20 protein-coding genes and 1 pseudogene are annotated in these 24,798 nt (G+C 63.9%); 3 read left to right on the forward strand and 18 right to left on the reverse strand.

The genetic code is table 11. From position 1 onward, the window contains the following. Positions 1-65: 65 nt before the first annotated feature. From ACREPD_RS13300 to ACREPD_RS13335, 8 genes and pseudogenes are all read right to left on the reverse strand, one after another. A pseudogene (locus ACREPD_RS13300) lies at positions 66-392 on the reverse strand (ATP-binding cassette domain-containing protein); the annotation flags it as partial. A 51-nt stretch (positions 393-443) separates the two neighbouring features. After that, positions 444-1,658, reverse strand: coding sequence for an ABC transporter permease (locus ACREPD_RS13305; protein WP_431599757.1), 1,215 nt, complete (start codon positions 1,656-1,658; stop codon positions 444-446). An 11-nt stretch (positions 1,659-1,669) separates the two neighbouring features. Beyond that, positions 1,670-2,989, reverse strand: coding sequence for an ABC transporter permease (locus ACREPD_RS13310; RefSeq protein ID WP_431599758.1), 1,320 nt, complete (start codon positions 2,987-2,989; stop codon positions 1,670-1,672). Continuing rightward, positions 2,986-4,545, reverse strand: coding sequence for an ABC transporter transmembrane domain-containing protein (locus ACREPD_RS13315; protein WP_431599759.1), 1,560 nt, complete (start codon positions 4,543-4,545; stop codon positions 2,986-2,988). Before ACREPD_RS13315 ends, ACREPD_RS13310 begins: the two co-directional genes overlap by 4 nt. 118 nt (positions 4,546-4,663) lie before the next feature. Then, the gene (gene lanKC / locus ACREPD_RS13320; RefSeq protein WP_431599760.1) at positions 4,664-7,393 is read right to left on the reverse strand and encodes a class III lanthionine synthetase LanKC; all 2,730 of its coding nucleotides are present in this window, start codon (positions 7,391-7,393) and stop codon (positions 4,664-4,666) included. Between the two features lie 246 nt (positions 7,394-7,639). Continuing rightward, positions 7,640-7,756, reverse strand: a complete 117-nt coding sequence (locus ACREPD_RS13325) for a class III lanthipeptide (protein WP_421567815.1) — start codon at positions 7,754-7,756, stop codon at positions 7,640-7,642. An 828-nt stretch (positions 7,757-8,584) separates the two neighbouring features. Beyond that, entirely contained in the window at positions 8,585-9,763 is a 1,179-nt protein-coding gene (locus tag ACREPD_RS13330; protein WP_431599761.1) for a glutathionylspermidine synthase family protein, read from the reverse strand. Between the two features lie 4 nt (positions 9,764-9,767). Then, positions 9,768-10,331 carry a DUF1190 domain-containing protein gene (locus ACREPD_RS13335; protein ID WP_431599762.1) on the reverse strand — a complete coding sequence of 188 codons (564 nt, stop codon included), beginning with the start codon at positions 10,329-10,331 and terminating at the stop codon, positions 9,768-9,770. A gap of 193 nt (positions 10,332-10,524) precedes the next feature. Here ACREPD_RS13335 and ilvD point away from each other — a divergent pair, with 193 nt between their 5' ends. Next, on the forward strand, positions 10,525-12,357 hold the full coding sequence (ilvD, locus tag ACREPD_RS13340; RefSeq protein WP_431599763.1) for a dihydroxy-acid dehydratase: 1,833 nt from the start codon (positions 10,525-10,527) through the stop codon (positions 12,355-12,357). A gap of 68 nt (positions 12,358-12,425) precedes the next feature. Here the strand turns inward: ilvD and dinG are convergent, their stop codons facing one another. The 3 genes from dinG to aroE all read right to left on the reverse strand — a co-directional run bounded on the left by dinG (position 12,426) and on the right by aroE (position 15,828). Beyond that, a complete protein-coding gene (dinG, locus tag ACREPD_RS13345; RefSeq protein ID WP_431599764.1) occupies positions 12,426-14,528 on the reverse strand; it encodes an ATP-dependent DNA helicase DinG in 2,103 nt (700 codons plus the stop codon). 104 nt (positions 14,529-14,632) lie between these two features. Continuing rightward, a complete protein-coding gene (locus tag ACREPD_RS13350) occupies positions 14,633-14,977 on the reverse strand; it encodes a hypothetical protein (protein WP_431599765.1) in 345 nt (114 codons plus the stop codon). Positions 14,978-14,985: 8 nt separating this feature from the next. After that, positions 14,986-15,828 carry a shikimate dehydrogenase gene (aroE, locus tag ACREPD_RS13355; RefSeq protein WP_431599766.1) on the reverse strand — a complete coding sequence of 281 codons (843 nt, stop codon included), beginning with the start codon at positions 15,826-15,828 and terminating at the stop codon, positions 14,986-14,988. Positions 15,829-15,880: 52 nt separating this feature from the next. Between aroE and ACREPD_RS13360 the strand changes: the two genes are divergently transcribed. Beyond that, a complete protein-coding gene (locus ACREPD_RS13360; protein WP_431599767.1) occupies positions 15,881-16,759 on the forward strand; it encodes a TolB family protein in 879 nt (292 codons plus the stop codon). A gap of 45 nt (positions 16,760-16,804) precedes the next feature. Here ACREPD_RS13360 and ACREPD_RS13365 read toward each other — a convergent pair whose 3' ends face one another. The 4 genes from ACREPD_RS13365 to ACREPD_RS13380 all read right to left on the reverse strand — a co-directional run bounded on the left by ACREPD_RS13365 (position 16,805) and on the right by ACREPD_RS13380 (position 19,355). Next, positions 16,805-17,077 carry a gas vesicle protein GvpG gene (locus ACREPD_RS13365; protein ID WP_431599768.1) on the reverse strand — a complete coding sequence of 91 codons (273 nt, stop codon included), beginning with the start codon at positions 17,075-17,077 and terminating at the stop codon, positions 16,805-16,807. 31 nt (positions 17,078-17,108) lie between these two features. Then, the gene (gene hemB, locus ACREPD_RS13370; RefSeq protein WP_431599769.1) at positions 17,109-18,098 is read right to left on the reverse strand and encodes a porphobilinogen synthase; all 990 of its coding nucleotides are present in this window, start codon (positions 18,096-18,098) and stop codon (positions 17,109-17,111) included. A gap of 24 nt (positions 18,099-18,122) precedes the next feature. Then, positions 18,123-19,040, reverse strand: a complete 918-nt coding sequence (locus ACREPD_RS13375) for a bestrophin family protein (protein ID WP_431599770.1) — start codon at positions 19,038-19,040, stop codon at positions 18,123-18,125. Positions 19,041-19,106: 66 nt separating this feature from the next. After that, the gene (locus ACREPD_RS13380) at positions 19,107-19,355 is read right to left on the reverse strand and encodes a hypothetical protein (RefSeq protein WP_431599771.1); all 249 of its coding nucleotides are present in this window, start codon (positions 19,353-19,355) and stop codon (positions 19,107-19,109) included. Between the two features lie 200 nt (positions 19,356-19,555). Between ACREPD_RS13380 and ACREPD_RS13385 the strand changes: the two genes are divergently transcribed. Further along, on the forward strand, positions 19,556-20,014 hold the full coding sequence (locus tag ACREPD_RS13385; protein WP_431599772.1) for a hypothetical protein: 459 nt from the start codon (positions 19,556-19,558) through the stop codon (positions 20,012-20,014). Positions 20,015-20,092: 78 nt separating this feature from the next. Here ACREPD_RS13385 and ACREPD_RS13390 read toward each other — a convergent pair whose 3' ends face one another. The 3 genes from ACREPD_RS13390 to ACREPD_RS13400 all read right to left on the reverse strand — a co-directional run bounded on the left by ACREPD_RS13390 (position 20,093) and on the right by ACREPD_RS13400 (position 24,764). Beyond that, positions 20,093-21,898: a DUF885 domain-containing protein gene (locus ACREPD_RS13390; protein ID WP_431599773.1), complete on the reverse strand. Its 1,806-nt coding sequence runs from the start codon at positions 21,896-21,898 to the stop codon at positions 20,093-20,095. 81 nt (positions 21,899-21,979) lie between these two features. Next, positions 21,980-22,498, reverse strand: a complete 519-nt coding sequence (locus ACREPD_RS13395) for a cytochrome c oxidase assembly factor Coa1 family protein (RefSeq protein ID WP_431599774.1) — start codon at positions 22,496-22,498, stop codon at positions 21,980-21,982. A 37-nt stretch (positions 22,499-22,535) separates the two neighbouring features. Continuing rightward, positions 22,536-24,764, reverse strand: coding sequence for a S9 family peptidase (locus tag ACREPD_RS13400; RefSeq protein WP_431599775.1), 2,229 nt, complete (start codon positions 24,762-24,764; stop codon positions 22,536-22,538). Positions 24,765-24,798 lie beyond the last annotated feature (34 nt).

A 24,798-nucleotide genomic window follows, 5' to 3' on the forward strand; every position in this document is an offset into this window, starting at 1 on the left:
AGGCCAACCTGGTCCAATACGCGGGTGATACTTTATTTTCGGTCTCTCGAGCTAAGACAGCGTTACCTCAAAGTCACATCCACATTGTCGTAGAGCTTATGATCAGGGATCAGGTTAAAGCCCTGAAAAATAAAGCCAATCTTCTCGCTCCTGATCCGGCTGCGTTCGCGATCGCCCATTCGAGATACATCCCGTCCGTCCAGTACGTACGAGCCCGATGTGGAATCCTCAAGAAGACCAGCGATGTTGAGAAACGTCGATTTTCCAGAGCCGGACGGACCGGTGACCGCCACAAACTCACCCTCCCGTACATGCAGGTCCAGTCTCCTGAGTGCATGCGTCTGCACCTGTTCAATTTGAAACACCTTGCTAAGTCCGTGCATCTTGAGCATGTTCCACCTCGTCGACTTCAGGAACCCGCCACCGGGCGAAAATTGGTTTGGTCACAGCGACCTGATTGCTTGAACGGGGGTAATGGCTGAGGCTTTCAGCGCCGGAACCAGAACTGCAGCCTGGCCCAACAACCACAACACGATGGCACTGATCGGCAAGTAAGCTAGCGGAAGCTTCGGCAACTCGTAGAATCTCATCAAACCAAGATTCATCGCGCAGGACAGGATCAGGCCGACCGTGATGCCTATGCTCACGATAAGGAAGTTCTCAATCTGGAAGTAGCGCAGAATGTCGGATCGGGTTGCGCCCAAAGCACGTCGGATACCGATCTGCCTTCTACGTTGCTCTACCCAGTAGCTTGCCAAGCCCACGATCCCCAGTGCAGTAGCACCAAGAAGCGCGATGATCACTGCGGCAAGCAGCCCCATCATCACCTTGGCGCTGCGGAAGTAGTCAGACCTGAGTTCAGAGAGCGGGCGACTGGCGGAATGATCGAAAACTACCTCAGAGGCAGCGGTTGACACCGCCGTTCCGACCTGTCCAAAGATGCGAGGAAGGTCTTCCGGCCTGGCTCGCACAACGTACCTGCCGACGAGCTGCGGCCCGGCGACAGCTGGAACGATGAGCGACCAGTCATTGCCCAACGCCTCTCCGCCCCCCGGCTGAGAGACCACAAAGTGATCGACGACACCGACCACCGTGAAGCGGGTGCCAAATGTCCAGAGGCTGCGGCCAACTGCGCTTTCTCCAGGCCAGTAGCGATGAGCCAATTGCTGAGTCATGAGGACGTTTGCATTGGAGGGTACGTACTGTCCAATCGGGGCATACTCGGCTGGCTCTGGCATACGACCAGCTACCACGGTCATGCCCAGCGAAGTGAGAGCTACGGCGTCCCCAAGATAGATGTCGAGAACTCCGCCGTCGCGCTCGAGGGCCTCATCAGTACTCACGCCGGCACGAACCCCTGGCTCCCCGAAGGGCACAGCACTAATGACGCCCACAGACTGCACGCCCGGGATCGCCTGAATGGCACCTACCATCCGAGCGTTGATGTCAGCGGCGTTGTCCGTGCTGAATCCCACGATCTGGACGACACCAAGAGAAGACTCCTGCACACCGCTGATGAGATTGAGTGCTCGACGCTTCTCCATGAACATGAAGATGGCGTTGGACAGCACGGCACACGCCATGGCGATTTCCATGGCGATCAAGAATGTGGCCAATCGGTGCTTTCGCAACGCAGCGACGACGATTCCGACTTGCATATCGCTCTCCCTCAAAGCAGTTTGAGCTGGGCGATCGGCTGGATGGAACTAGCTCGGTAGGCAGGGATAGCCCCCGCTAGAAGACTGGCGGCCAAGGACAGGATGAATGTGGCAACGAACATGACGACGTCCAAGTGCACTTGGTCGGCGTACGCCACCGGCTGGCTGCGAATGGTCCACAGACCAAGCAGCGTCAATGCCAAGCCCAACACGCCTCCTGCAGCTCCAATGACGCCGGCCTCGACCAGGCACTGAATGAAGACAGCTATCCTGCTTGCCCCCAACGCACGCCGAAGCCCTATCTCTCCGCTGTGCCTCATGAATTTTGCGAGCAGCAGACCGACTACGTTTGCCAGGCAGACCAGGAGGAACGCAAAGGCCAGAGCTGCCTGCACTTTGACTTCACTGGGGACGACCTGATTGAAGTCCAACCACCCCATCAGGGATCTCAAGCGCGTATTGTCGTCGTGCTTGATGCGTCCAAGGCGTTTCTGCTCAGCAGCATAGTTACCAAGAAATCGGTCGTATGCCTGGACACGCCCAGTGCCGACCAGCTTCACCCATAGCGCGACCGACACGCAAGGTGCGCTTTCAAGAACACCAGGGCGATCAGGAGTGGCCCAGCAAGTGAAAGGCTGGAAATCGCCATGGTTGATCTCAATGCTGGCTGACAGTGGGAGGAACACATCGTCCACCGTTCCGTAGAATCCGGACGTTTCACCGCCAGAGAATCGCCCGCCCCGGATCTTGTAGAACACGGGCGATGGGCGCCATGGCCCGAGGACACCCATGATCTGCAGGTTCGTGTCTTTGACTCTGATGGTCTGACCGACGCTGTTGGCGCCGCCGAACAGTTGCCGGTTAAGGCGATCTGAGATGACCGCGACTCGGCTACGGCGCACGTCATCCTCGTCCACCCACGGGCGCCCGTACTGCAGCGGCACGTCAAACATCGAAAAGAAGTCTGACGTTGTTGAGATCGAGGAGATCATCATCGGCGCCGCACCTGAGATTGCGGACCGCACCCTGACCGGATTCGAAACGACCATCGTTTGACTATCGGCCTGCTTGGAGGACCAAAGGTCGTAGGCGGTCCTGTAATCCATAACGTCATAGGGCTCGCGCCCCTTGGATCCTGGATTAACATCGACCTGCGGGTAATAGATGTCACCACTCTTTCCAGAAAGAGGGTCACCAGACAACAGATGCATGACGGTAAGCGTAGTCATGCTAGCCCCTATCCCAATCGCGATCGCCAGGATCATCAGTCCGGTGACGACCTTGTTCCTTGCGACATTGTGTAGCGCGACTTTCAAGTAATAACCAATCATACTGGCAGTACACCTGTACCGTTACCATCCATTCCAGGTCGCGCGCTGCAGCGCACCTGTGTCGGCGGCAGCTCATCAGCAAGCGCAGTTACGGCACGTGGTGACTTCAGATCATGCGTCCCGTCGAAGAGATCGCGGTACTGGCGCCCGCCGTGCATGATCATCACCAGAGTCCTGTCCTTTGTGATTGCCATGATCCACTCCATGGCGACCTTCTGGGCGCCAGCATCCAAGTTCGCAAGTGGCTCATCCAGAACATAAAGGTCTGCATCCATACTAAGCGCCATAGCCAACGCGACCTTCTGTTGCTGCCCCGCCGATAGCTGATCTGGGTAAGCGTCCATGATGCATGGGGACCCTACGGCGAATGCCTTCAGTAACCGGATGTCAGCGCCGAGCTCTTTCACTGGGAGAGGGGGAAACGTGAGCGGCAAGGTAGAAGAACTTATCCGTGCCGGCAGTGAGACCCTGCCCGCTGTGGGCTGCAAGTGCCTGGCGAGGATGTTGGCGAACGTCGTTTTGCCAGACCCGTTATCCCCGGTGATCAGGACCCTCCGGCCGGGGGCAATAGTAATGGACACATCATTCAGAACGCTGGTTTCGCCGTAGCTGAAGCAAAGCTTCTCTACGAGGACACTGTCGGAAGGAGAGAACTCAATCATTTCACGAGATCTGAGAAACTCAGAGATTCGATGAACCGTAGCACCGTAGCTCTGCAGCTCTGCCCAATGCTTGAAAATGGCAATCAGTGTGGTCGCTGCACGCCAAAAAGCGTTCATGAACGCAATGAATGAGCCGAACGTCATCTTCTTCTGAAAGACGAACAGCGCGCCAACGAAGATGGAGCAGACGTCTGATATCACCATGGTCAGGTCACTTGCGCCCTGAAGAGTACGAACAACCTTGTATCGGCGGTACCCCATATCCAAAAGACCATGCATGCCGCTATCGAACGACCTTAGCGTCTTACCTTCCAGCCTGAAAGTCCCAACCATCTTCATGCTTCCAACGGCCTTGGTGAGAATACCCATTACGTCTGCTTCCTTCTCGCGCTCTGTAGATGTCAGGCACCGGATACGCTTGCCGACCAGCAAGCTGACCGTCGTTGCAAGCGGGATGATCGTGGCGAGTACCGCGAATGCCTGCCACGAGATGCAGAGCAGTGCCGCGACCAGAGCAACGAACATGGACACTTTGACCGCGACGCCACGAACGAGAGCAAGCATTGGCACCAAGCCATCCTTGACGTCGGATCTGATTCGCGAAACGTAATAGCCCACTCCGTTTCGTAGAAAATCGTCGTAGCGCTCCTCGTAGAAGATGCGAAGTAGGTCCTCACTGACTCGCCTCACAATCCGGTTGTCCAACCGTTGCTGCCAGAGCGAGGTTACGTAGGAACCCGCATTGAGCGACAAGCCCAGAACGAGATAGCCCAGAACCAGGTACATCAGCCGTGCAAAGTCTCCCCGCAGCGAGGCCTCATCGAGGATCGCTTTGATTAGGAGAGGGTGTATCAGACCTTCGGCTGCGCCGATGACCGCGGCAACGATCGCCACCGCAACGTACTCCCGCCGGTTCTGGCCAAGTAGAAGCGAAAAGTCACGCCAGTCGGTGCGGCCGTGGCTGGCCTCTCTCGCTGGGCTTCGGCATGATGAGCTCATCTCGCTCCCCTGATCAGCACGCAGGCTCTTCGATGGAATGCGGTTGCGAACTAGCTTGCGCCATCAACTTCAGAGAGGATGCATCCAGCACGTCCAAACAGAAGTCGTCGGGACACGGAGAGCTGAGTCGATGCAGGGCTCGAATCGCCCCTGCCATACCCGTCGCGTAGTCACAGGAGATCCGAAACAGATTCTCGCCCGGGATAGCCGCCGCATCTCCGTCGTGAAATACATAGAGATCGGTAAGACCCTCATAGGGGCGCTTGGCCATATCCAAGTACTTTGCGTCACCTGAGTACACGAAGGCGTCGACCAATGTGTCGATCAATCCGGCAAGACCATACATGAGCCCAGGGAATCCGGAGTACTTGCGATGAATATCCATCACCAGCGAGTCCACCGTGTCCCAAATTCCGTATCTGATGGCGACCTTGATGATGCCCGCAGTCCCTTGCTCCACGTACGGTTCGTAGGTGGAAACGCCGGCTGGCGCTGCAGCGAACGTAGTGATGCCCGGTTCGAGCTCGTATCCATGCGACAGGTCGTACGCCAGCGCCGATCTTCCCAGGGCTCGCCATTCAGCGTCACCTGTGACCTGTGAAAGGCGAAGGAAGAACAGCGCGACTCCAGATTGTCCATAACCGAGCCCTATCCGAATCGCACCATCGTCTTCCCAATAGAGACCATTCTTATCGCGAGCTGCAGTTGACGCCAACTCTTCACCGAGCGCCAAGGCCGTTTCCAAGTAGCGCTGACCACCTGATGTAACAAAGGCCGCGAGATTTGCCATGCCGATACCGGCCGACCCGTAGTAGAACGAGATCTGCGCCGGCCGGTGAGGGCTGTCGTTGGCCAAGTCAATGAAGCTGAGGCCGATATCATTTTGTCCCATTGCGAGGTGCGCCCACCCAATTCCCGCCAAGCCCGTGAGTACGCCAGGAGCTGTGTTCTTTTCCTGCAACCGCGAGATCCCCAAAAAGTGCCTCTCGAGCGCCTCAGCGGCAATGTCAAATCCTGCGCAAGACAACGCATAAATCACGCCGGATGAGCCGAGCCCCAAACTCCCCGAATTGGTTGATAACGCAAACGGGTCACAAGGGAAGAGGGTGTATTTCGAATCCAGCCGATAGTTCCGCTGCACGAACCTCGACAGGCGCGCTACCAGTCCTTCCACGGGTTCGGATGGCTTCTGGCGCGCCCCATAAGGTTCCTCAACCTTAGCGGTCTGATGGAGCCGTTCCTCGGCCTGAACCAGATCTACCTTTCCATCTGCAAGATCGCGGATCAGCTCTAGGATCGGTGTCTTTTCCCAGCCTATGTCCCTAATGACATCGGGCAGAACGTTCTCGAAGAGATCGTCCCGAACGTAGGCCATCGCCACAATCGGAAACATGGCGTACATCATGATCGCGGCAATGGCGTACCTGTCGTCCTCAAAGCAACTGACTTTCGCTCTGCTTTTAATCTTGCTCCTGAATCCAGCAGTATGAATGTCGTCGGCCTCACCCAGCGACGGCTGGAATGCGGCTTCCATATCAATCAGCCGAACTTCCAGGGTATTTCCCTCAACAAGTATGTTTGGTGGCGACAGATCGCCAATCACCAATCCGGCCTGGTGCGCAATATGTACTGCTCTAAATATATTGGTGAATATAGTCCGATACATCGCATAGAAGTTCTCACTGTCCGCAATGGTTGGACGCACTTTCATCAGCGGAGAAAACTGCAGCATGATCTGACGCAAGTCGTGGGCATCGAAGTGCTCTTCGACTAAATAGAAGTTTTCCCAATCCCAGAACGAATCGAGAACTGCCGGCGTTACACCCAGCGGACTCAGGATGTTCAGGCTTTTCATCTCGCGCTTCAGACGGGTAGTGGCGTCTCCGCCATTCTCATAGAGTTCAACATGAGGCCTTGCTTCCTTGATAACGACTCTTCGTCCTGTGACGGCATCGCTGGATAGGTACACACCACCAGTGTTGGAGAACCCAAGAGCACTCTCAATCGAGTAGCGACCGTTGTTCAAGGCCATCTCCACGGTCTCTTTCTCCTCACCGGGGAATGGATCGTGTGCCCACTCAGGTGTCTCGAAGTATGGCGTCCGGCGGTCGGGGACGTGATCGCCGGACGGCGAAACCAACATCGGAATCATTCTTCCCATGAAGTCGAGGCGAGTAACTTGGTTGATTCCGCCGTAGCGGTAGTAGATACAGCGACTATCTTTGTAGCGCTTGTCGGACAGAATGTATGATCCGATGTTCGATCCAACTGTCTGGTACAGCAGCTCGATGATCCCTATGAACTCGTCTTCCGTGCGCGGATAGACCGTGATGAACTTGCCGGAGCCGCCTCGGGGCCAACGTTTGGAGGTCATCATCCTCATGGTGCGACAGTCGTTGGCGAACTTAAACTGCACATCCCGCTGAAGGAGTATCCCAGCAACTATCTTGAGGATATCTCTGCAGTTCTCCTCAATTGCCGACAGGTGAATTTTCCAGCCCTGGACAGGAAGCGGGGACGCCGCCGAATCTCCTATCGGCATGACATGGGACCAAACTCCGCTCCGCAAGATCCCCCAGCCGTGGCCGTGCGCTAGGAGCAGCGGATTAACAATGGAGGAAAACTCTTCACTCGGCTTGTAGTGATCGTAGTTCGGCTCGTAGAAGCGCTCGTCGACGCCTATATAGTTGATTTTGTCGACATGCCGAAGCTCTCGCAGAGTTGGTTTACTAGTTGATATCACGTACCTTCCTTATGGGTATGCGGCCCGCGAACGCTCTTAAGGCAAATTGCAGCCGGCAGTGAAACGGACAGATTTCTAACCCAGCGGTCCTCTGCACACTATTCGCTCCACATCCTACTCATGCACAGGGTCGCGGCATGAAGTGTTTTCCGCTTGTTTTGGCGCGATATCGACGCGACTTTTACGCAAGAAGTGCCGCCGTGACACCTAGGAAGTCAACAGCGACACGTCATGTATCAGGGTCTTTTACATTTCTTGCTCTTGGCTGCCGCAGCAGCTGTGCGCCGAGCTGCCAGAGCTGTTGCCCAGCAGGCTGATGGCGTTATCGAGGGCCAGTCGCTGCAAATTCAGTACTCGGTTCATATTAACTATCCTTGGTTGACTACAGAGTTTCGATCAACGTCGGCCACGGGCCGGGCTGTCGGCGGAGCACTGCGCACTGACTGATCAGCCGCGCAGATGGGTGGAAAAGGCAGCCAAGCATGGTTAATGCGTGCAAAACTTGACTGCATTTGTGATTCTTTGTCGATACGTGATTCTTAATATGCGAATCTCATTGATCGTCGTGACCAACGCATACTGATGGATGGACTGAGAGTGATCTCGATGTTGCATCGAGGATGACGGTTCGTCTAATCGACTTTTATGATCAAGCGCCCGCAGTATCATTTTCTCGACTTATCGTGGAAAGAGAATATTTCTTCTACCCACCCGGAATTGACGCCAGCGACCTCAATTCACGCCCTGTTGCCGGTCCAAGCGCTGACGTTCGGCTTCAAACTGCAGTTACGATTTTCCACTCAGACGAAAGCCGGACGTAGCAGACGTTTTCGACTGGCATGAAGAATCGAGCCGCTTATGCAGTGCTTTTGGTACCAGGTTGAGTCGGTGTATCTGCGCACCACTCGGAGCAGTGTCATGACGCGCATGTCGAGCCCTGCAGCCATCTCGAGAGATAGTGTTGGATATGACTGCCAATGCGCTTCGAGGCGCACTTTTTGAGCGCGACCTCGCCGTTAAGCGCGGCGGGTTGCTTCAAATAAGTAGCCACCAACGGTATACCCGTCGCTGGCCAGCTCCTTCGGTTCGTTGACGAGCGACCTTACAAAGTGAGTTCGCCATTCCTTGCGACACCGACTGGAACCTTTGATACGGCAGATCACGATCATGGGTCGTGATGCCGGTAGCGAGTCAGACGTAAATGCGCGTAGGCGCTTCGTCGACGATCGCGTGCGGCACGAAGCGTGCGCTGTCGCGGGTGATCCGGCTGTTGTCTTCGCGGATGCCCATGCCGCAGGCGTGGTCGCCCACCACCCAGCTGCCGATCAGCGGGTAACCGCCGTCGAACGCCGTGAGCGGGTGCGCGGCCTGGCGGATCGCCGGGCCGGTGTAGGGGCCTTCGCTTTCCTGCCAGCTGCCATCGGCCAGATGCATGGCCACGTTGGCGCCTTCGCGCGAGAACAGCGGCTTGCGTACCCAGCCGGCCGGCAGCGCGCTGCCGTCGTCGAACTCGGCCGCCAACAGGTTGGGATGGCCGCGGTGGCGCTGCCACAGCAGCGGCAGCACGCCCTTGTTGCTGAGGATGGCCTTCCAGGCCGGTTCCAGCAGTTGCACGCCCGAGCCGGGCAGTGCCTGGCCGAACGATTCGGTCATCAGGTCTTCCAGCGGGTACAGCTTGAACAGGCTGCCAATCACCGTGTCGTCGAGCGCGGTGAAGCGGCCGTCCTCGGAGAGGCCGATGTCTTCGATGGCGATCGCCTCGCCGCGCAGCCCGGCCTGGGCGGCGCAGTCGCGCAGGTAGGCCACAGTGCCCTGGTCTTCTTCCGAACTGCCCACCGCGCTGAAGTACAGCGGCGGCGGCAACTGCGCCGACAGCTGCGCGAAGCGCTCCACCAGCGCTTCGTGGATGGCGTTGAACTGATCGGCATGCGCCGGCAGGCGGTTCTGGTTGCGCTGGTCTTCCAGCCATTGCCACTGGAAGAACGACGCCTCGAACAGCGAGGTGGGCGTGTCGTAATTGAGCTCGTAGAGCTTGGCCGGACCCGTGCCGTCATAGGCGAAGTCCAGCCGGCCGTACAGGTGCGGCTCGCGCCGGCGCCAGCTGTCGGCGATCCAGTCGCGGAACGCGGCGGGAATCGCCAGCTGGTCCATCAGCTGTTCGCTGCCCACCACCTCGTCGACCAGGTCCATCGACATCGCATGCAGCTCGGCGCTGGGATCTTCGATGTCCTGCTCGATCTGGCGCAGGGTGAAGGCGTAATACGCGGTTTCATCCCAGTACGGCAGGCCGTCGATGGTGTGGAAGCGGAAACCGGACTCGGCCGCCCGAGCGCGCCACTGGCTGCGCTCGTCGATGCGCACACGCTTCATTGCATCAACCGCCGTAGCTGCTGCGGCTGCTGCTGGTGTTGCCGAAGCCGCCACGGCTGGCGGTCACAGCGCGGTTCGGGGTGCTGGTGACCGGGGCCAGGCCTGCCTTGCCCGCGCCGATGCCGCTGGCGGTGTTCAGGCCGCCGCTGCCGCCCGGTGCCGGGCGTGCCCAGCCCTTGGCCTTGTCCTGGTAGGCCGGGCTGGCGGCCGGGGCCTGCGCCAGGCCGGCGCCACGGTTGCTGAGCATCTGCGACATGAAGAAGCCCATCATCATCGGGCCGATGAACGAATGGCCGGTCGAGGTCTTCTGCTCCACGCACTGCTCGGCGTTGTATTCGGCTTCGCATTCGGCACGCGAGGCGTACTTCGGCGCCGCGTCGGCGGACTGCTTCTGCGCTTCGGCGAAGGCGGTGCGGCAGCTGGACGGGTCGCCGGTGGCTTCCGTACAGGCCTGCACCGAGGTGTACAGCCCTTCCTGCACCTGTACCGCCTCGTTCTTCTGGCAGGCGGTGAACAGCAGCGGCGCAGCGCTCATCAGCAGCAGTGCGGTGGTCCTGGAACGTTTCATGGCGGCATGCCCCCTGTGTACGGTTATCCCCTCAATCATGCCTGATCGCCGCCAACAACCAAAACCGGCAAAGTGGAAAAGATGAACGGCGTTTCAGGATGCGCCCTCCGGATCGTTGCAAACGCAACCGGAATTTTTGGGCAGAATCGAGTGGCAACGCGCCTCCCACCGCCCGCCAGATCCTGCCAGCCCCATGCCTGAATACCGCTCCCGCACCTCCACCGCCGGCCGCAACATGGCCGGCGCACGCGCCCTGTGGCGCGCCACCGGCATGACCGATGCGGACTTCCACAAGCCGATCATCGCCATCGCCAACTCGTTCACGCAGTTCGTGCCCGGCCATGTGCACCTGAAGGACCTTGGCCAGCTGGTGGCGCGCGAGATCGAGCAGGTCGGCGGCGTGGCCAAGGAGTTCAACACCATTGCCGTGGACGACGGCATCGCGATGGGCCACGACGGCATGCTGTATTCGCTGCCGAGCCGGGAAATCATCGCGGACTCGGTGGAGTACATGGTCAATGCGCACTGCGCCGACGCGCTGGTGTGCATCTCCAACTGCGACAAGATCACCCCCGGCATGTTGATGGCCGCGCTGCGCCTGAACATCCCGGTGGTGTTCGTGTCCGGCGGGCCGATGGAGGCCGGCAAGACCCGGCTGTCCGAGCACAAGCTGGACCTGGTGGATGCGATGGTGATCGCCGCCGATGAAAACGCCAGCGACGAGAAGGTCGCCGAGTACGAGCGCAGTGCCTGCCCCACCTGTGGTTCGTGCTCGGGCATGTTCACCGCCAACTCGATGAACTGCCTGACCGAGGCACTGGGCCTGTCGCTGCCTGGCAACGGCTCGACCCTGGCCACGCATGCCGACCGCGAGCAGCTGTTCCGCCGCGCCGGCCGCCTGATCGTGGAACTGTGCCACCGCTGGTATGGCGGCGAAGATGCCACTGCCCTGCCGCGCGGCATCGCCAGCGTGGCCGCGTTCGAGAACGCGATGACGCTGGACATCGCCATGGGCGGCTCGACCAACACCATCCTGCATCTGCTGGCCGCGGCGCAGGAAGCGGAGGTGGACTTCGACCTGCATGCCATCGACGCGCTGTCGCGGCGCGTGCCGCAGTTGTGCAAGGTGGCGCCGAACACACCGAAGTACCACATGGAAGACGTGCACCGTGCCGGTGGCGTGTTCGCCATTCTCGGCTCGCTGGCGCGCGGCGGCCTGCTGCATACCGACGTGCCAACCGTGCACAGCCGCACGCTGGCCGATGCGATCGCACGCTGGGACGTCGCGGTGACCGGCGACGCGGGCGTGCATGAATTCTTCAGTGCGGGGCCGGCCGGCATTCCCACCCAGGTGGCCTTCAGCCAGTCCACACGCTGGCCGACGCTGGACCTGGACCGCGCCGAGGGCTGTATCCGCGATGTCGCCCATGCGTATTCGGCCGAGGGCGGGCTGGCGGTGCTGCGCGGCAACCTCGCCGAGGACGGCTGCGTGGTGAAGACCGCGGGCGTCGATGAATCCATCCATGTGTTCGAAGGCAATGCGAAGGTGTTTGAAAGCCAGGACGCCGCCGTGCAGGGCATCCTCGCCGACCAGGTGGTGGCCGGCGACGTGGTCGTGATCCGCTATGAGGGTCCGCGCGGCGGGCCGGGCATGCAGGAAATGCTGTACCCGACCAGCTACCTGAAATCGAAGGGGCTGGGCAAGCAATGTGCGCTGCTCACCGACGGGCGCTTTTCCGGCGGTACGTCGGGGTTGTCGATCGGCCACGCCTCGCCGGAAGCCGCGGCGGGCGGCACGATCGGGCTGGTGCGCGATGGCGACCGCATTCGCATCGACATTCCGGCGCGGCGGATCGACCTGCTGCTGGATGACGCCACGCTGGCGGCGCGGCGTGCCGAGCAGGATGCGTTGGGATGGACGCCGCGCGAGGTGCGTCCGCGCAAGGTCACCGGCGCGTTGAAGGCCTATGCGTTGCTGGCGACGAGTGCGGACAAGGGCGCGGTGCGGGATTTGAGCAAGTTGTGAGACCGCGCGGACACGCATGGCGTGTCCCTACCGTAGAGCCACGCCCTGCGTGGCTGGCGCGGTACCTGTCACCCAATAACCCGCTTGAACGGCGGCAGCGCATCGATGATGCGCTTGCCGTAGCGGCGGCTGATCAGGCGCGAGTCGAGGATGATGACCCGGCCGGTGTCGGTGGAGGTGCGGATCAGGCGGCCGGCGAACTGGGTCAGCGTGCGCAGCGCGTGCGGAACGGCGATCAGGTTGAAGGCGTTCAGGCCGCGGCTCTCGAACCATTCGCTCAGCGTGGAGGTCTGCGGGTCGGTCGGCACCGCGAACGGCACCTGGGTGATGACCACCGTGGTGCAGGCCTCGCCGGGTAGATCCAGGCCTTCGCCGAACGAGTTCAGGCCGAACAGGACCGACCCCTCGCCCGCCGAGGTACGGCGCAGGTGTTCGTCGATCATCTTCTGCTTGGCCGTCTCGCCCTGCACCAGCACCTGCTTGCGCTGTGCGGCCGGCATCAGCTCGGCCACCTTTTCCATCTTCCAGCGCGAGGTGAACAGCACGATGCTGCCCTTGCTCCAGTCCAGTTCCTTGACCAGGTACTTGGCGACTTCCTTCGGGTGACGGTCGCGGTCATCCGGCGTCACCGGGAAGTTCGGCACGATCAGCTCGGCCTGGTTGGGCAGGTCGAACGGTGAGGCCAGCGAGACCATCTCGGCCTCGGCCGGAATGCCGTTGTCGATCGCCAGCGCCTGGAAGTCGCCGCCGCCGGTGAGCGTGGCGGAGGTCATCACCACCGAATCCACTTCGTCCCAGAGCAGCTTGCGCAGCACGTTGGCCGCCGACACCGGCGAGCCGTGCAAGATCAGGTCGCCATCGCGCGACAGGGTGACCCAGCGCGCGAACGGCGGCTGGCCTTCCTTGTCTTCGCGGCGCCAGGCCGTCCACAGGCTGTGCTGCTGCTCGATCATCTCCAGCGCCATGCCCAGCGTGCGCTGCAGGCGCTCGCGCGCGGCGTCTTCCGGCTTGCCCTTGGCCACCTGCGACTGCGCGGCATGGGCCCAGTTGAACAGCGCGCGGGTGTCGTCGGCCAGCGCCTCGATGTCGGCCATCCAGATGTCCGGCAGGCGCCCGTTGGGGGCGCGCCACATCGGCTCCTGTGCGGTCGGGTCGGGCTGCCAGCTGCGGTCGATCACATCGCGGAACGCGCGCAGCTGCTTGCTGACCCGCGCCGCCACGTCGATGGCTTCGTTGGGCAGCAGGTTGCCCAGCTTGTCCTTGTCCACCGCACGGTACGCGGCGGCGATCAGAATCTGCAGGCGGCCGGTGCGCTTGGCCATCTCGTCCAGCGCCAGGCTGGCCGCGCCCTGGTCGATGGCCACGTTGCCGATGTGGTGGCCTTCGTCGAGCACCAGCAACATGTCCGACGGCGGCGCGATCAGCGGCTGGCCGTTGTCGCTCTCGCCAATGGACAGTGCCGACAGCAGCAGCGCGTGGTTGGTCACCACGATCTGCGCATCGCGCACGTTGTTGCGCGCGCGCAGTACCGCGCACTGCGCCGAATACGCGCACTTGCGGCCGGCGCAGCCCGACGCCGGGGTGGTGATGCGCGAGCGCAGCGAGGCGCTGATGGTGTCCGGCGCGTTGTCCAGGTCGCCGTTCCAGCGCCCTTCGACGAAGTCCTTGCTCAGCTTCTGGGCCAGGTCCATTTCGATCGGGGCCAGCGGCCGGTCGAACAACGGCTGCTCATCCTCGAACATGCCTTCCTGCGCACCGTCGCCGTGGGCCTCGGCCGCATTGCGCGTGCACAGGTAACGGGTGCGGCCCTTGGCCAGCGCCACGGTGGCCTCGATGCCGGTGGCCTTGAGGAAGTTGGGAATGTCGCGTTCGACCAGCTGCGACTGCAGCGCCACGGTGCCGGTGCTGATCACCAGCTTCTTCTTGGTGGCCAGGGCGATCGGCACGCCGGCGGTGAGATAGCCCAGCGACTTGCCCACGCCGGTGGGGGCCTCGACCACGCCCACCCCGCCGCTGTGCGACAGCGCACGCGAGACCACGCCGATCATCTGGCTCTGCGAACGCCGCGTGCTGAAGCCAGGGGTATTGGCCTGCAGCTTGGTGTAGGCATCGCGGATGACGGTCTTGAGCTCGTCGTTCAGCGCGCGCGGGGCTTCAACTTTTTCGGTCACGCCGGGGAGGTCCTGCCTGGATCAGGCGGGTATTTTCTCATGCTCCGGGGCCGCGGCCGGCGCGGATTTCCGCGCCGGTTCAGATCCGTGACCGGGTTCGCCGATCAACCGGCCGGCGCGGCGCGGTTGCGCAGCGCGCGGGTCATGGCCCATACCAGCAGCACCATGCCCAGCGCGTTCACCAGGCCCAGCACGAAGTGCCCGCCGCCCAGCCACCACGACAGCATCCGCACGTTGCCGTAGTTGCCGGTCTGGACCAGGTAGCTCGGCACGACGTTCAGTACCAGCCCGGCCAGGGAGGCCGCCAGCAGCAGGCCGATGGCCCACAGGGCGACGCTACGGATCGCGCCGCGCGGGGTGTCCACGACCCACACCACCGAGACGGCCAGCGCGATCAGCACCGGCAGGCGCACGGCGACCATGCCCAGCACGCTCATCAACAGATCCATGTTGCCGCTCACTCTTCACCCGCCAGTGCGTTGCGGGCGCGCAGTTCGGCGTAGACCGGGTCGGTCTCCGGGCGGACTTCGTGCCACTGCTGGAAGCTGGTGGCGGCCTGCTCCACCAACATGCCCAGGCCATCGACCATGTTCCGGCACTGCGCCGCACGCGCCCAGGCCAGGAAGGCGATGGCCGCCTCGCCATAGTTCAGGTCCACGGCGGTGGTCATGCTGTTGACCAGCGACAGCGGCAGTTCGAAGTCCACGCTGCGGTCGCGGCCGGCCGAGGTGGCGTTGACGATGAGTTCGAAGTCGCCCAGCTCGTGCATGGATTCCCAGTAACGGGTCAGCACGCGGCCGGGCTCGCCGATGGCGTCGCTCAGCTCATCTGCCCGCTCGGGGGTGCGGTTGACCACCACCAGCTCGCGGATACCGGCATCGAGCAGGGCCGGGGCGACGCTGCGCGCCGAGCCGCCGGCGCCCAGCAGCAGCACGCGGCGGCCGCGCAGGTCCAGGCTGTGGCGGTCGGTCAGGTCGCGTACCAGGCCCACGCCGTCGGTGGTGTCGCCGTGCCAGTAATCGCCCTTGCGCAGCAGCGTATTGACCGAGCCGGCCAGCTTGGCGCGCGAGGTGACGGTCCTGCACAGCCCGAAGGCGATTTCCTTGAGCGGCGCGGTGACGTTTGCGCCTGCCCCACCCTCGGCGGCGAACGCCTCCAGCACGGCCGGGAAGTCGGCCGGTGACGCTTCAATGGCGCGGTAATCCAGCTCGATCCTCTCTTGTCTGGCGAACGCGGCATGGATGTGCGGCGACTGCGAGTGGGCGATGGGCTGGCCGAATACGGCGTAACGAGCGGTCATGGTGTCTTAAACTCCGGCCTGGATTGGAACGCAAACCCCAATGGAAGCGACTATGCGCACTCCCTTGTCACTGCTCGCGCTGGGCCTGAGTTTACTCTCCGCACCGGAGGCGATGGCACTTTCCGAGTTCGGCATCGAGGGCATGGGGGTGGTCTCGACCAAGGCCAACGAGGCCCAGGCCACCATCGCCCCGGACGGAAAGCGCATCGTCTGGGCCTCGGACCGCAGTGGTGGCGCCGGCGGCTGGGACCTGTGGCAGGCGGTACTGCGCGACGGGCGCTGGCAGGACCCGACGCCACTGCCCTTCAATACCGCCGGCGATGACGTCGATCCGTTCTTCAGCCACGACGGTGCGTGGCTGTACTTCGCCTCCAACCACGCCGGCGGGCGCGGCGGGTTCGATCTGTACGCGGTGATGATCCGCGCCGACGGCAGCTTCGGGACCGTGCTGTCGATGCCGGTGACGGTCAACACCGCGGCCGACGAGCGCCGCCCGGCCGTGCGCGCGGGAGACCGGACGTTGCTGTTCGCGCGCAACGGCAAGGGCACCCAGGGCGGCTACGACCTGTTTACCGCGACCGCGCAGGGGCGTGGCTTCGACAGCGCGACGCCGCTGCCGAAGCCGGTCAACAGCGCCGCCGACGAGCTGGGCGGCGACTGGCTGGGCAACGACGGGGCGCTGGCCGTGACCCGGGTGGTGGACGGGCATTCGCAGGTGTGGGTGGTGGGCTGCGATTACCGCCAACCGGCGGCGCCGCTGGCGCTGTCGTTCAACACCGCCGACGGGCAGACCGGGGCACCGGTGGTGGATGCGTCCAAGCCCAGTGAGATGGTGGTGGCGGGGCAGGCGCGGTCGCCGAAGGCGGGGGGGTTGGATCTTTATCGGTTGCGGGCGCCTGGTGGGGATTGCCGTCGTGGGGCAGCCGACTAACAGTCGGCTCTACCCCGTCGGCATTTCCTGACCTTGCCCTTCCCCTCAATACGCGCGCAACAGCGCGGCGCGCTGCTGTTCGTATTCCGGTTCGCTGATCTCGCCGTTGTCCTTGCGCTGGTTCAGCGCGGCCAGTTCGGCCTGTACGGTCGGCGGCAGGTTGGCCTCGCGGGCCAGGCGGGCGGCCGCCGACGGCTGTTCCGGCGCGCGCCGTGCGGCACGGACCACGCCGCGGATGACCAGGCCGATCACCACCGCAAAGGCCAGCACACCGGTGCCCCAGGTCAGCCACTGCACCCATCCCATCGTCTGCATCATCGTCTTCCTGTTCGCGTGTTGGCGCGTATTGTCAGCGCTCGCGCAGCCAGCGCGCCACCTGCGGCGCGAAATAGGTCAGCACGCCGTCGGCGCCGGCACGCTTGAAACCGATCAGCGACTCCAGCACGCAGGCGCGTTCGTCCAGCCAGCCGTTGGCGAAGGCGGCCTTCATCATCGCGTACTCGCCGCTCACCTGATAGGCGAAGGTCGGCACGCCGAACTGCTGTTTCACCCGGCGCACCAGGTCCAGGTAAGGCATGCCTGGCTTGACCATTACCATGTCGGCGCCCTCCTCCAGGTCCAGCGCGATTTCGCGCAGGGCCTCGTCGCCGTTGGCCGGGTCCATCTGGTAGGTCTTCTTGTCGGCCTTGCCCAGGCTGGCCGAGCTGCCCACCGCATCGCGGAACGGACCGTAGAACGCCGAGGCGTACTTGGCCGAGTAGGCCATGATGCGCACGTTGACGTGGTTGTCCGCATCCAGCGCGCGGCGGATCGCGCCGATACGGCCGTCCATCATGTCCGACGGCGAGATGATGTCCACGCCCGCCTCGGCATGCGACAGCGACTGCTTGACCAGCGCGGCCACGGTGATGTCGTTGAGCACGTAACCGGTGTCGTCGATGATCCCGTCCTGGCCATGGGTGGTGTACGGGTCCAGCGCCACGTCGGTCATCACCCCCAGCTCCGGGAAGCGCGACTTCAGCGCGCGGATGGCGCGCTGGGCCAGGCCGTTCTCGTCCCAGGCGGCCGCCGCGTCCAGCGACTTGCCGGACGGGTCGATCACCGGGAACAGGTCGATCACCGGGATGCCCAGCTCCAGCGCTTCCTCGGCGACCTTGAGCAGTTCGTCGATGGACAATCGCTCCACGCCCGGCATCGACGCCACCGGCGCGCGACCGGCCAGCTCGTGCACGAACACCGGGTAGATCAGGTCGTCGGTGGTGAGCGTGTTTTCGCGCATCAGCCGCCGCGAGAACTCGTCATGGCGCATGCGGCGGGGGCGGTAGTCGGGGTGTGCCATGGCGGTGCTCCGGGCGGTATTCGGTTACTGCAGCAGGTAGCGCTGCGGTTGCAGGGGGGCCGGCAGCGGGCGAACGCCGAGGCTGTCGAGCAGGTCGATTTCGATGGTGCGCACCATCGCATCCAGCGGCAGGTCGTTGGGCTCCAGCCCGAACGGCTCTTCCATCTCTTCGCCCAGCTGGTCCAGGCCGAAGAACGCGTAGGCCAGCACCGCCGAGACCACCGGCGTGGCCCAGCCCAGCGAGCTGGCCAGGCCAAACGGCAGCAGCACGCAGAACATCCATGCGCAGCGGTGCAGCAGCAGGGTGTAGGCGAACGGCAGCGGGGTGAGCAGGATGCGCTCGCAGCCGGCCTGGATGCTGGACAGCGCATGCAGGCGGGTTTCGAACTGGGCATACAGGATCGAGTCGATCTCACCGGCACGCAGCGCGGCGGCAGTTTCCAGCGCGATCATTGCCAGCAGCTGGTCCGGCACGTTCTGGCGTTGCGCATAGCGCTCACGGTCGGCCTCGGCCACCCAGGGCAGGCCGGCCAGCGCGGCGTCCTGCCCGCGCAGGCGCGCAGCCAGCGCGTGTGCGAAGGCGATGGCCAGGCGGCAGATGCGGTCGGCACGCGCCGGCTGTTCGGCCAGCAGCGTGCTGCACAGCCGCGCCAGGCTGCGTGATTCATAGATGAGCTGGCCCCACAGCTTGCGCCCTTCCCACCAGCGGTCGAAGCAGGCGTTGTTGCGGAAGCTGAGGAAAATGGACAGCACCAGGCCCAGCAGGGTGAACGGCGCGACCGACACCCGCTCGATGCCCGGCGGGTGGGCCAGCTCGGCGAAGGTGGCGACGGCCACGGCCAGCACGAAGATGGCGGCCACCTTGGGCGCGATGGCCGGCACGATGGAGCCGCGCAGGATGTACAGCAGCTGCCAGCCGTGTGGACGAGGGCGAATGATCATGGGGCGCTCATTCTACGCCCTTGCCTGCGGCCGCTCCGCCGGTGCGACCCATCGTCGCACCCCGATTTACAGGATGCCGCCGCCCAGCGAGAGACGCACGATCCCGACTACCACCACCACGGCGTTGAGCAGCAGGCCGGCCCACGCCCTGCCCCGCTTGCTGGGGTGGGTGAACAGGATGCCGAGCGCGCCGATCACCGCGCCCACGGCGGCGAAGGGAATCAGGAACCAGTTGCCCCAGCCAAGCAGCGGGATGAGCGCCAGGACCATCCACAGCAATGCCAGTACACCCCACAACAGACTGATCAGCCCCATGCCCCTGTTCCTTCCCGGATTAATGCTGGCCGCAGCGTAGCGAGCGCTGCGCCAGCAAGGCGTGAGGGTGGCGGCAAGAACGGGCTGGCGGCAGACTCACCGCGGCGGTGCTACCGTCACGATGGGGTTGGCACCGATTCAGTGGCCAGCCCGGATGATCCAGACGCAGGCCGACCGGGCCGATCAACGGGGGTGAGCCCATGAACATTCGAATCCTTCCACTGCTGGGTGCATTGCTGGTCGTGACCGGCTGCGCCAGCACCTCGCGCGTGATGCTGGGCCAGACCCGCGCACCGACCGATCCGGCGCTGGTACAGATCTACTCCACCCCGCCGCCGGGTTCGATCGAGATCGCCCAGCTGGAATCGTCCAGCGCGGTGGGCTTCGGCACCCAGGGCCAGACCGATGCGGCCGTGGCGCGGTTGAAGAAGGAAGCCGCCGCACTCGGCGCCAACGGCGTGATCCTGATGGGCGTGGAGTCCAGCAGTTCGGGCGGCGGCGTGTCGGTGGGTGGCGGCAGCTACGGCTCGCACAGCGGCGGCGGCGTAGGCATCGGCATTCCGACCACGCAGAAGCGCGCGGCCGGTGTGGCGATCTGGGTGCCCAACCCACCGCCGGCGGAGCGTCTGCCGGTGCAGACCATTACGCCGACGCGGTGATAGCAGGTCACGACCAACGGTCGTGAGCCGGTACCGTTGGTAGGCCACGACCGTTGGTCGTGGCCCACGCGGAACGGATTACTTCGCCTTGTACCGGGGAATGAACACTTCGTTGACCGCCTTGGCCAACTGGTCCGGCGGCAGCAGGCCCTGGTCGAGCAGGAAATTGTTGAACGCCAGTCGGTCGAACTTGTCGCCCAGCGCCAGCTCGGTCTGCATGCGCAGTTCCAGGATCCGGGTGTAGCCGTAGAAGTAGCTGCCCGCCTGGCCCGGCATGCGCACCATGTAACGGTCCAGTTCCTGGGTGGCCATCGCCTTGGACAGGCCCACTTCGTCGATCAGCACGCGCTCGGCCGTAGCACGGTCGATCAGGCCCAGGTTGAGCATCGGGTCCAGCATCGCGCGCGCCGCGCGCAGCAGGCGGAACTGCAGCGCGATCAGCTGCCCGTCCAGCGGCTCATACGGCACCATTTCGGCTTCGGCGTACAGCGCCCAGCCTTCCACGTTGACCGAATTGAACGCGAACATCGTGCGCGCCAGCGACACGCCGCGCTCCACCATCGCGGTGAACTGCAGCTCGTGGCCCGGGCGGCCCTCGTGCGCGCTCAGCGTCCACGCGGCCGAGCCGAAGTTGAAGTCGTCGTACTGCGCGGCCTTGTCGCCGGCGGCCGGGTTGCCCAGCGGCAGCACGAAGGTGCCCTGCTGGCCGGTGTTGCCCACCAGCGGCGCCGGCAGGAAGTGCGGCGCCGGCGAGGCGGCGCTTTCGGCGGCCGAACCCAGCCGCATCTGCATCGGGCGCTGCGGCACGTCCACGATCTTCTGCGCGCGGATGATCGGGTCGATGGCATCGATCACGCCACGGTAGTGGTGCTCAAGCTGGTCGTCGGCGATCTTGTCGCTCTTCAGCGCGCGGATCACCGCCACCGGGTCGGTCGGGTCGGCCACCGTCAGGCCCTTGGCCTTCACCACCAGCGGCGCCAGCTGGCGCATCGCCGAACGGGTTTCCATGAATTCCAGCTGGGCACGCTGCATGAGCAGCTTCGGGTCGATATCGATCCCCACGCCCTTGAGCTGGAACGCATACAGCGGCTCGGGCAGGCGCGCATCGGCGCGTGCCTTGGGCAGCACGGTGCTCTTGGTCCAGTCGCGGTACTCGCGCAGCTGGGTGGCAATGGTCTTCAGGGCCTCGTCGGCGCCGGCGATCTTGTACTTGTCGAACAGCTTTTCGATGCCGGTGATGTAGGTATCGACGTTCTCAAGCGACTGTTCGACCTCGATCCGGGTCGGCTGCAGCAGGCTCTTGTCGGCCAGGCGCTCTTCATAGCGCTGGCGCGACAGCGTGGTGATGGCGGTCGTGCCCGGGGCCAGGCCGGCATAGGCCTTCAGGCGGTCCAGCGCCTTGGCGCGGCGCTCGGCCGGCACCTGGTCGGACAGCAGCAGGTTGATGCCGCTGAACACCGTCTGCGGGGTATCACTCCACGGCAGCAGGTGCTTTTCGTTGAGTTCGCTGCCTTCGATGCTCTGGCTGGCCGCGGCAATCATGATCGCCAGGTCCTGGCGCACGTTCGGGTCGCGTTCGGTGGCCAGCTTGGCCTGCAGCTCGCTGCGTGCCTTGGCCACGGCGGCGCGGTAGCGCTTGTCGTTGTCCGGCCCAAAATCGGCGACCTTGTCGTCGTAACCGGGCACACCGAAGAAGCCGGTTTCTTCCGGCTGGAACGGGCCCTGCGCATCCAGCAGGATCTGCGCCAGTTCGTTGCTGCGGGTCACCCAGGCCGCAGCGGCCGGGGCCTTGGTCGCGGCGGGGGCAGCAGCGAAGGCCGGCGGCGCGCTGAGCGCGGCAGGAACAGAAAGGACCAACGCGACGGCAAGGGCAAGCGGCTTCATGCAGGACTCCTGTGAACGGATGCCTGCGACCCTACGCACTCAAGGCGGCAGCGGCAATCGGCCGTAGGTCATGGCCCGCGCTCAGCTGCCCCAGCGACCGCCGGGGAGCGGGCAATGGCCCTGCTCGCGGCACTCGCGCAGCGCACAGACCGTGGCCGCCTCGGCATCGTCCAGGGCAGTCAGGTCAATCGCCTCGTCGTTGCCGGTGATCGCATACAGCAGCGGGTAGTCCCATTGGCCGCGCTCGCGGTGGGCCTCCAGGAACAGCTCCGCCTCGCCGCGTGGCCCGCTCAGCGACACCACGAACTCGCTGGAACCGCCGCCGTCGGCGGTGCGTTCCTGGCTGCCGCTGGGCAGGTACCCGTCCTGGATCGGCTCGCCCAGCACCGCCACCAGTTCGATGCTGCAGCGCGCGCGGCGCATCGCCTCCTGGTAGGGCTCGCTGGCGCGGCTCCAGCGCGACCACTGCGCCAGCACGAACCAGACCAGCGCAACGGTCAGCAGCAGCACTGCCAGCACGCCCAGCGGCATCGCCCAGCGCCAATGGCGGGACCACCAGCCGGCGCGCGTGGCGCCGGCAAGCGGGGGTGGCAGGGTCATCGGTGTCCTCCTTGGCAGCCCGATCGGATCCGTTCGATTATGGCTTCAGGCAACGCGCCAGGAAGTCCTCGGCCAGGCGGTAGCGGTGCAGCGCGTTGCTGCCCGACAGACCGTGCTTGGCGCCGGGGTAGGTCATCAACTCGAACGGTTGCCCGCGCTTCTGCAGCGCGCTCATCAGCGACGTGGAGTTGGTGAACAGCACGTTGTCGTCGGCCATGCCGTGGATCAGCAGCAGCCGCGAGCGCAGGCCGTCGATGTGGGCCAGCACGCGCGCTTCCTCATACCCCTTGGCGTTGCGCGCCGGCAGGTTCATGTAACGCTCGGTGTAATGGCTGTCGTACAGGCCCCAGTCGGTGACTGGCGCGCCGGCGACACCGCAGGCGTACTGGTCCGACGCCTTGGCCAGCAGCATCAGGGTCATGTAACCACCGTTGGACCAGCCCTGCACGCCGATGCGCGCCGGGTCCACCCACGGCTGCTGCTTGAGCCATTCCACGCCCTTGAGCTGGTCGGCCACTTCCACCGTGCCCTGCACGCCGTACAGCGCACCGCCGAAGTCGCGGCCACGGCGCGGGGTGCCGCGGTTGTCCAGCGAGAACACCACGTAGCCCTGCTGGGCCAGGTACTGGTTGAACAGGTGATCGCCACGGCCGGGCCAGCTGTCGGTGACGGTCTGGCTGGCCGGGCCGCCGTACACGTACACCACCACCGGGTAGCGCTTGGAGGGGTCGAAGCCGGCGGGCTTGATCAGGCTGTAGTTCAGCGGGGTGCGGCCGTCGGCGGCGGTCAGCGTGCCGAACACCACCGGCAGCTGCGCGTCCAGGTAGCGCGCATAGGGGTGGGCCGGATCGGCCAGGTTGTTCTCCACCAGCGTGGCGATCTTTTCGCCAGTGGCACGGAACAGCGCGATCTGCGGCGGCGTGGTGGTGTTGGACCAGCTGTCCACATAGACGCTGGCGTTGCCGGCGAAGCTGGCGGTGTGCATGCCCGGCGCCTGCGACAGGCGCTGCAGCGGCCCGCCCTGCAGCGGCACGGCGTAGATCTGGCTTTCGCGGGCCGACTCGACGCCGGCACGGAAGAAGACCTTGCCCGCCTCCTCGTCCACGGCCAGCAGCTCGTCCACCGGCCAGTTGCCACTGGTCAGCGCCATGACCGCCCGGCCGTCTTCGGACACGCGGTACAGGTGCTGGAAACCGCTGCGTTCGGACGACCACAGGAAGCCGCCCTGCTTCAGGAAATGCAGGCTGTTGTGCAGCGGCACCCAGGTGGGCGAGGTTTCAGTGATCAGGGTGCGCTGCTTGCCGCTGGCCAGGTCGGCCTCGATCAGGTCCAGGGTCTTCTGATCGCGCGACTGCCGCTGGAAGGTCAACCGCTGCGGGTCGCGCCAGTTGACGCGGGCCAGGTAGATGTCCGGATTGCTGCCCAGGTCGATCCAGTTCGGGGTGGCGTCGGCGCGTGGCGCGATCACGCCCAGCTTGATGGCCACATTGCGGTCGCCGGCGGCCGGGTAGCGCTGTTCGATCATTTCGGTGCGATCGGCATACATTTCGTAACGCTTCTGCACCGGTACCGGCGACTCGTCGATGCGCGCGAATGCAATGGCCGAATCGTCCGGCGCCCACCAGTAACCGGTGTGGCGATCCATTTCCTCGTCGGCCACGAATTCGGCCACGCCGTTGCCGATGGTGGCGCTGCCATCGCGGGTGAGCTGGAGCTGCTTGCCGCTGGCCAGGTCGATCACCCACAGGTTGCGGTCGCGCACGAAGCTGACGAAACCGCCCTTGGGCGAGAGCTTGGCGTCGGTGGTGAAGCCTTCACCGTGGGTGAGCTGGCGCACCGCCGCCTTGCCCTGCTTGCCCAAATCGTACAGGTACAGCTCGCCGCCCAGCGGGAACAGCAGCGTGCGTGCATCGGGCGACCACTGGTAATCGACGATCCCGGTCAGGGCGGCAATGCGCTGGCGCTCGCGGCGTGCCTTTTCAGCATCGCTCAGCGTCTCGTTGCCCGGCAGCACCACCTTGGAATCGACCAGCAGCCGGGTCTCGCCGCTGGCAATGTCGTACGCCCACAGGTCCAGCTGGTTGCGGTCGGACTCCTTGCCGCGCAGGAAGCTGACCCGCGAGCCGTCCGGGGCCACCTTGGGCTTCATCAGGGTCGGGCCGGACAGCGGCAACGGACCGGTGATGGCGTCCAGGGTGAGTTTTTCGGCGTGGGCGATGGTGGTCGTGGCGAGCATGAGGGCGAGCGAGGCGACAAGGTGGCGCATGGCGAATTCCGGCGGTGTCAGGACATTCCCGGTC

Source organism: Stenotrophomonas sp., from assembly GCF_050737075.1.
Lineage (GTDB): Bacteria > Pseudomonadota > Gammaproteobacteria > Xanthomonadales > Xanthomonadaceae > Stenotrophomonas.

What these genes read in the sequence shown, in the direction of transcription:
- ACREPD_RS13305 (WP_431599757.1), bottom strand. Translation starts at nt 1,658, where the DNA reads ATGCAAGTCGGAATCGTCGTCGCTGCGTTGCGAAAGCACCGATTGGCC.
- ACREPD_RS13310 (WP_431599758.1), bottom strand. Translation starts at nt 2,989, where the DNA reads ATGATTGGTTATTACTTGAAAGTCGCGCTACACAATGTCGCAAGGAAC.
- ACREPD_RS13325 (WP_421567815.1), bottom strand. Translation starts at nt 7,756, where the DNA reads ATGAACCGAGTACTGAATTTGCAGCGACTGGCCCTCGATAACGCCATC.
- ACREPD_RS13330 (WP_431599761.1), bottom strand. Translation starts at nt 9,763, where the DNA reads ATGAAGCGTGTGCGCATCGACGAGCGCAGCCAGTGGCGCGCTCGGGCG.
- ACREPD_RS13335 (WP_431599762.1), bottom strand. Translation starts at nt 10,331, where the DNA reads ATGAAACGTTCCAGGACCACCGCACTGCTGCTGATGAGCGCTGCGCCG.
- ilvD (WP_431599763.1), top strand. Translation starts at nt 10,525, where the DNA reads ATGCCTGAATACCGCTCCCGCACCTCCACCGCCGGCCGCAACATGGCC.
- ACREPD_RS13350 (WP_431599765.1), bottom strand. Translation starts at nt 14,977, where the DNA reads ATGGATCTGTTGATGAGCGTGCTGGGCATGGTCGCCGTGCGCCTGCCG.
- aroE (WP_431599766.1), bottom strand. Translation starts at nt 15,828, where the DNA reads ATGACCGCTCGTTACGCCGTATTCGGCCAGCCCATCGCCCACTCGCAG.
- ACREPD_RS13360 (WP_431599767.1), top strand. Translation starts at nt 15,881, where the DNA reads ATGCGCACTCCCTTGTCACTGCTCGCGCTGGGCCTGAGTTTACTCTCC.
- ACREPD_RS13365 (WP_431599768.1), bottom strand. Translation starts at nt 17,077, where the DNA reads ATGATGCAGACGATGGGATGGGTGCAGTGGCTGACCTGGGGCACCGGT.
- hemB (WP_431599769.1), bottom strand. Translation starts at nt 18,098, where the DNA reads ATGGCACACCCCGACTACCGCCCCCGCCGCATGCGCCATGACGAGTTC.
- ACREPD_RS13375 (WP_431599770.1), bottom strand. Translation starts at nt 19,040, where the DNA reads ATGATCATTCGCCCTCGTCCACACGGCTGGCAGCTGCTGTACATCCTG.
- ACREPD_RS13380 (WP_431599771.1), bottom strand. Translation starts at nt 19,355, where the DNA reads ATGGGGCTGATCAGTCTGTTGTGGGGTGTACTGGCATTGCTGTGGATG.
- ACREPD_RS13385 (WP_431599772.1), top strand. Translation starts at nt 19,556, where the DNA reads ATGAACATTCGAATCCTTCCACTGCTGGGTGCATTGCTGGTCGTGACC.
- ACREPD_RS13390 (WP_431599773.1), bottom strand. Translation starts at nt 21,898, where the DNA reads ATGAAGCCGCTTGCCCTTGCCGTCGCGTTGGTCCTTTCTGTTCCTGCC.
- ACREPD_RS13395 (WP_431599774.1), bottom strand. Translation starts at nt 22,498, where the DNA reads ATGACCCTGCCACCCCCGCTTGCCGGCGCCACGCGCGCCGGCTGGTGG.
- ACREPD_RS13400 (WP_431599775.1), bottom strand. Translation starts at nt 24,764, where the DNA reads ATGCGCCACCTTGTCGCCTCGCTCGCCCTCATGCTCGCCACGACCACC.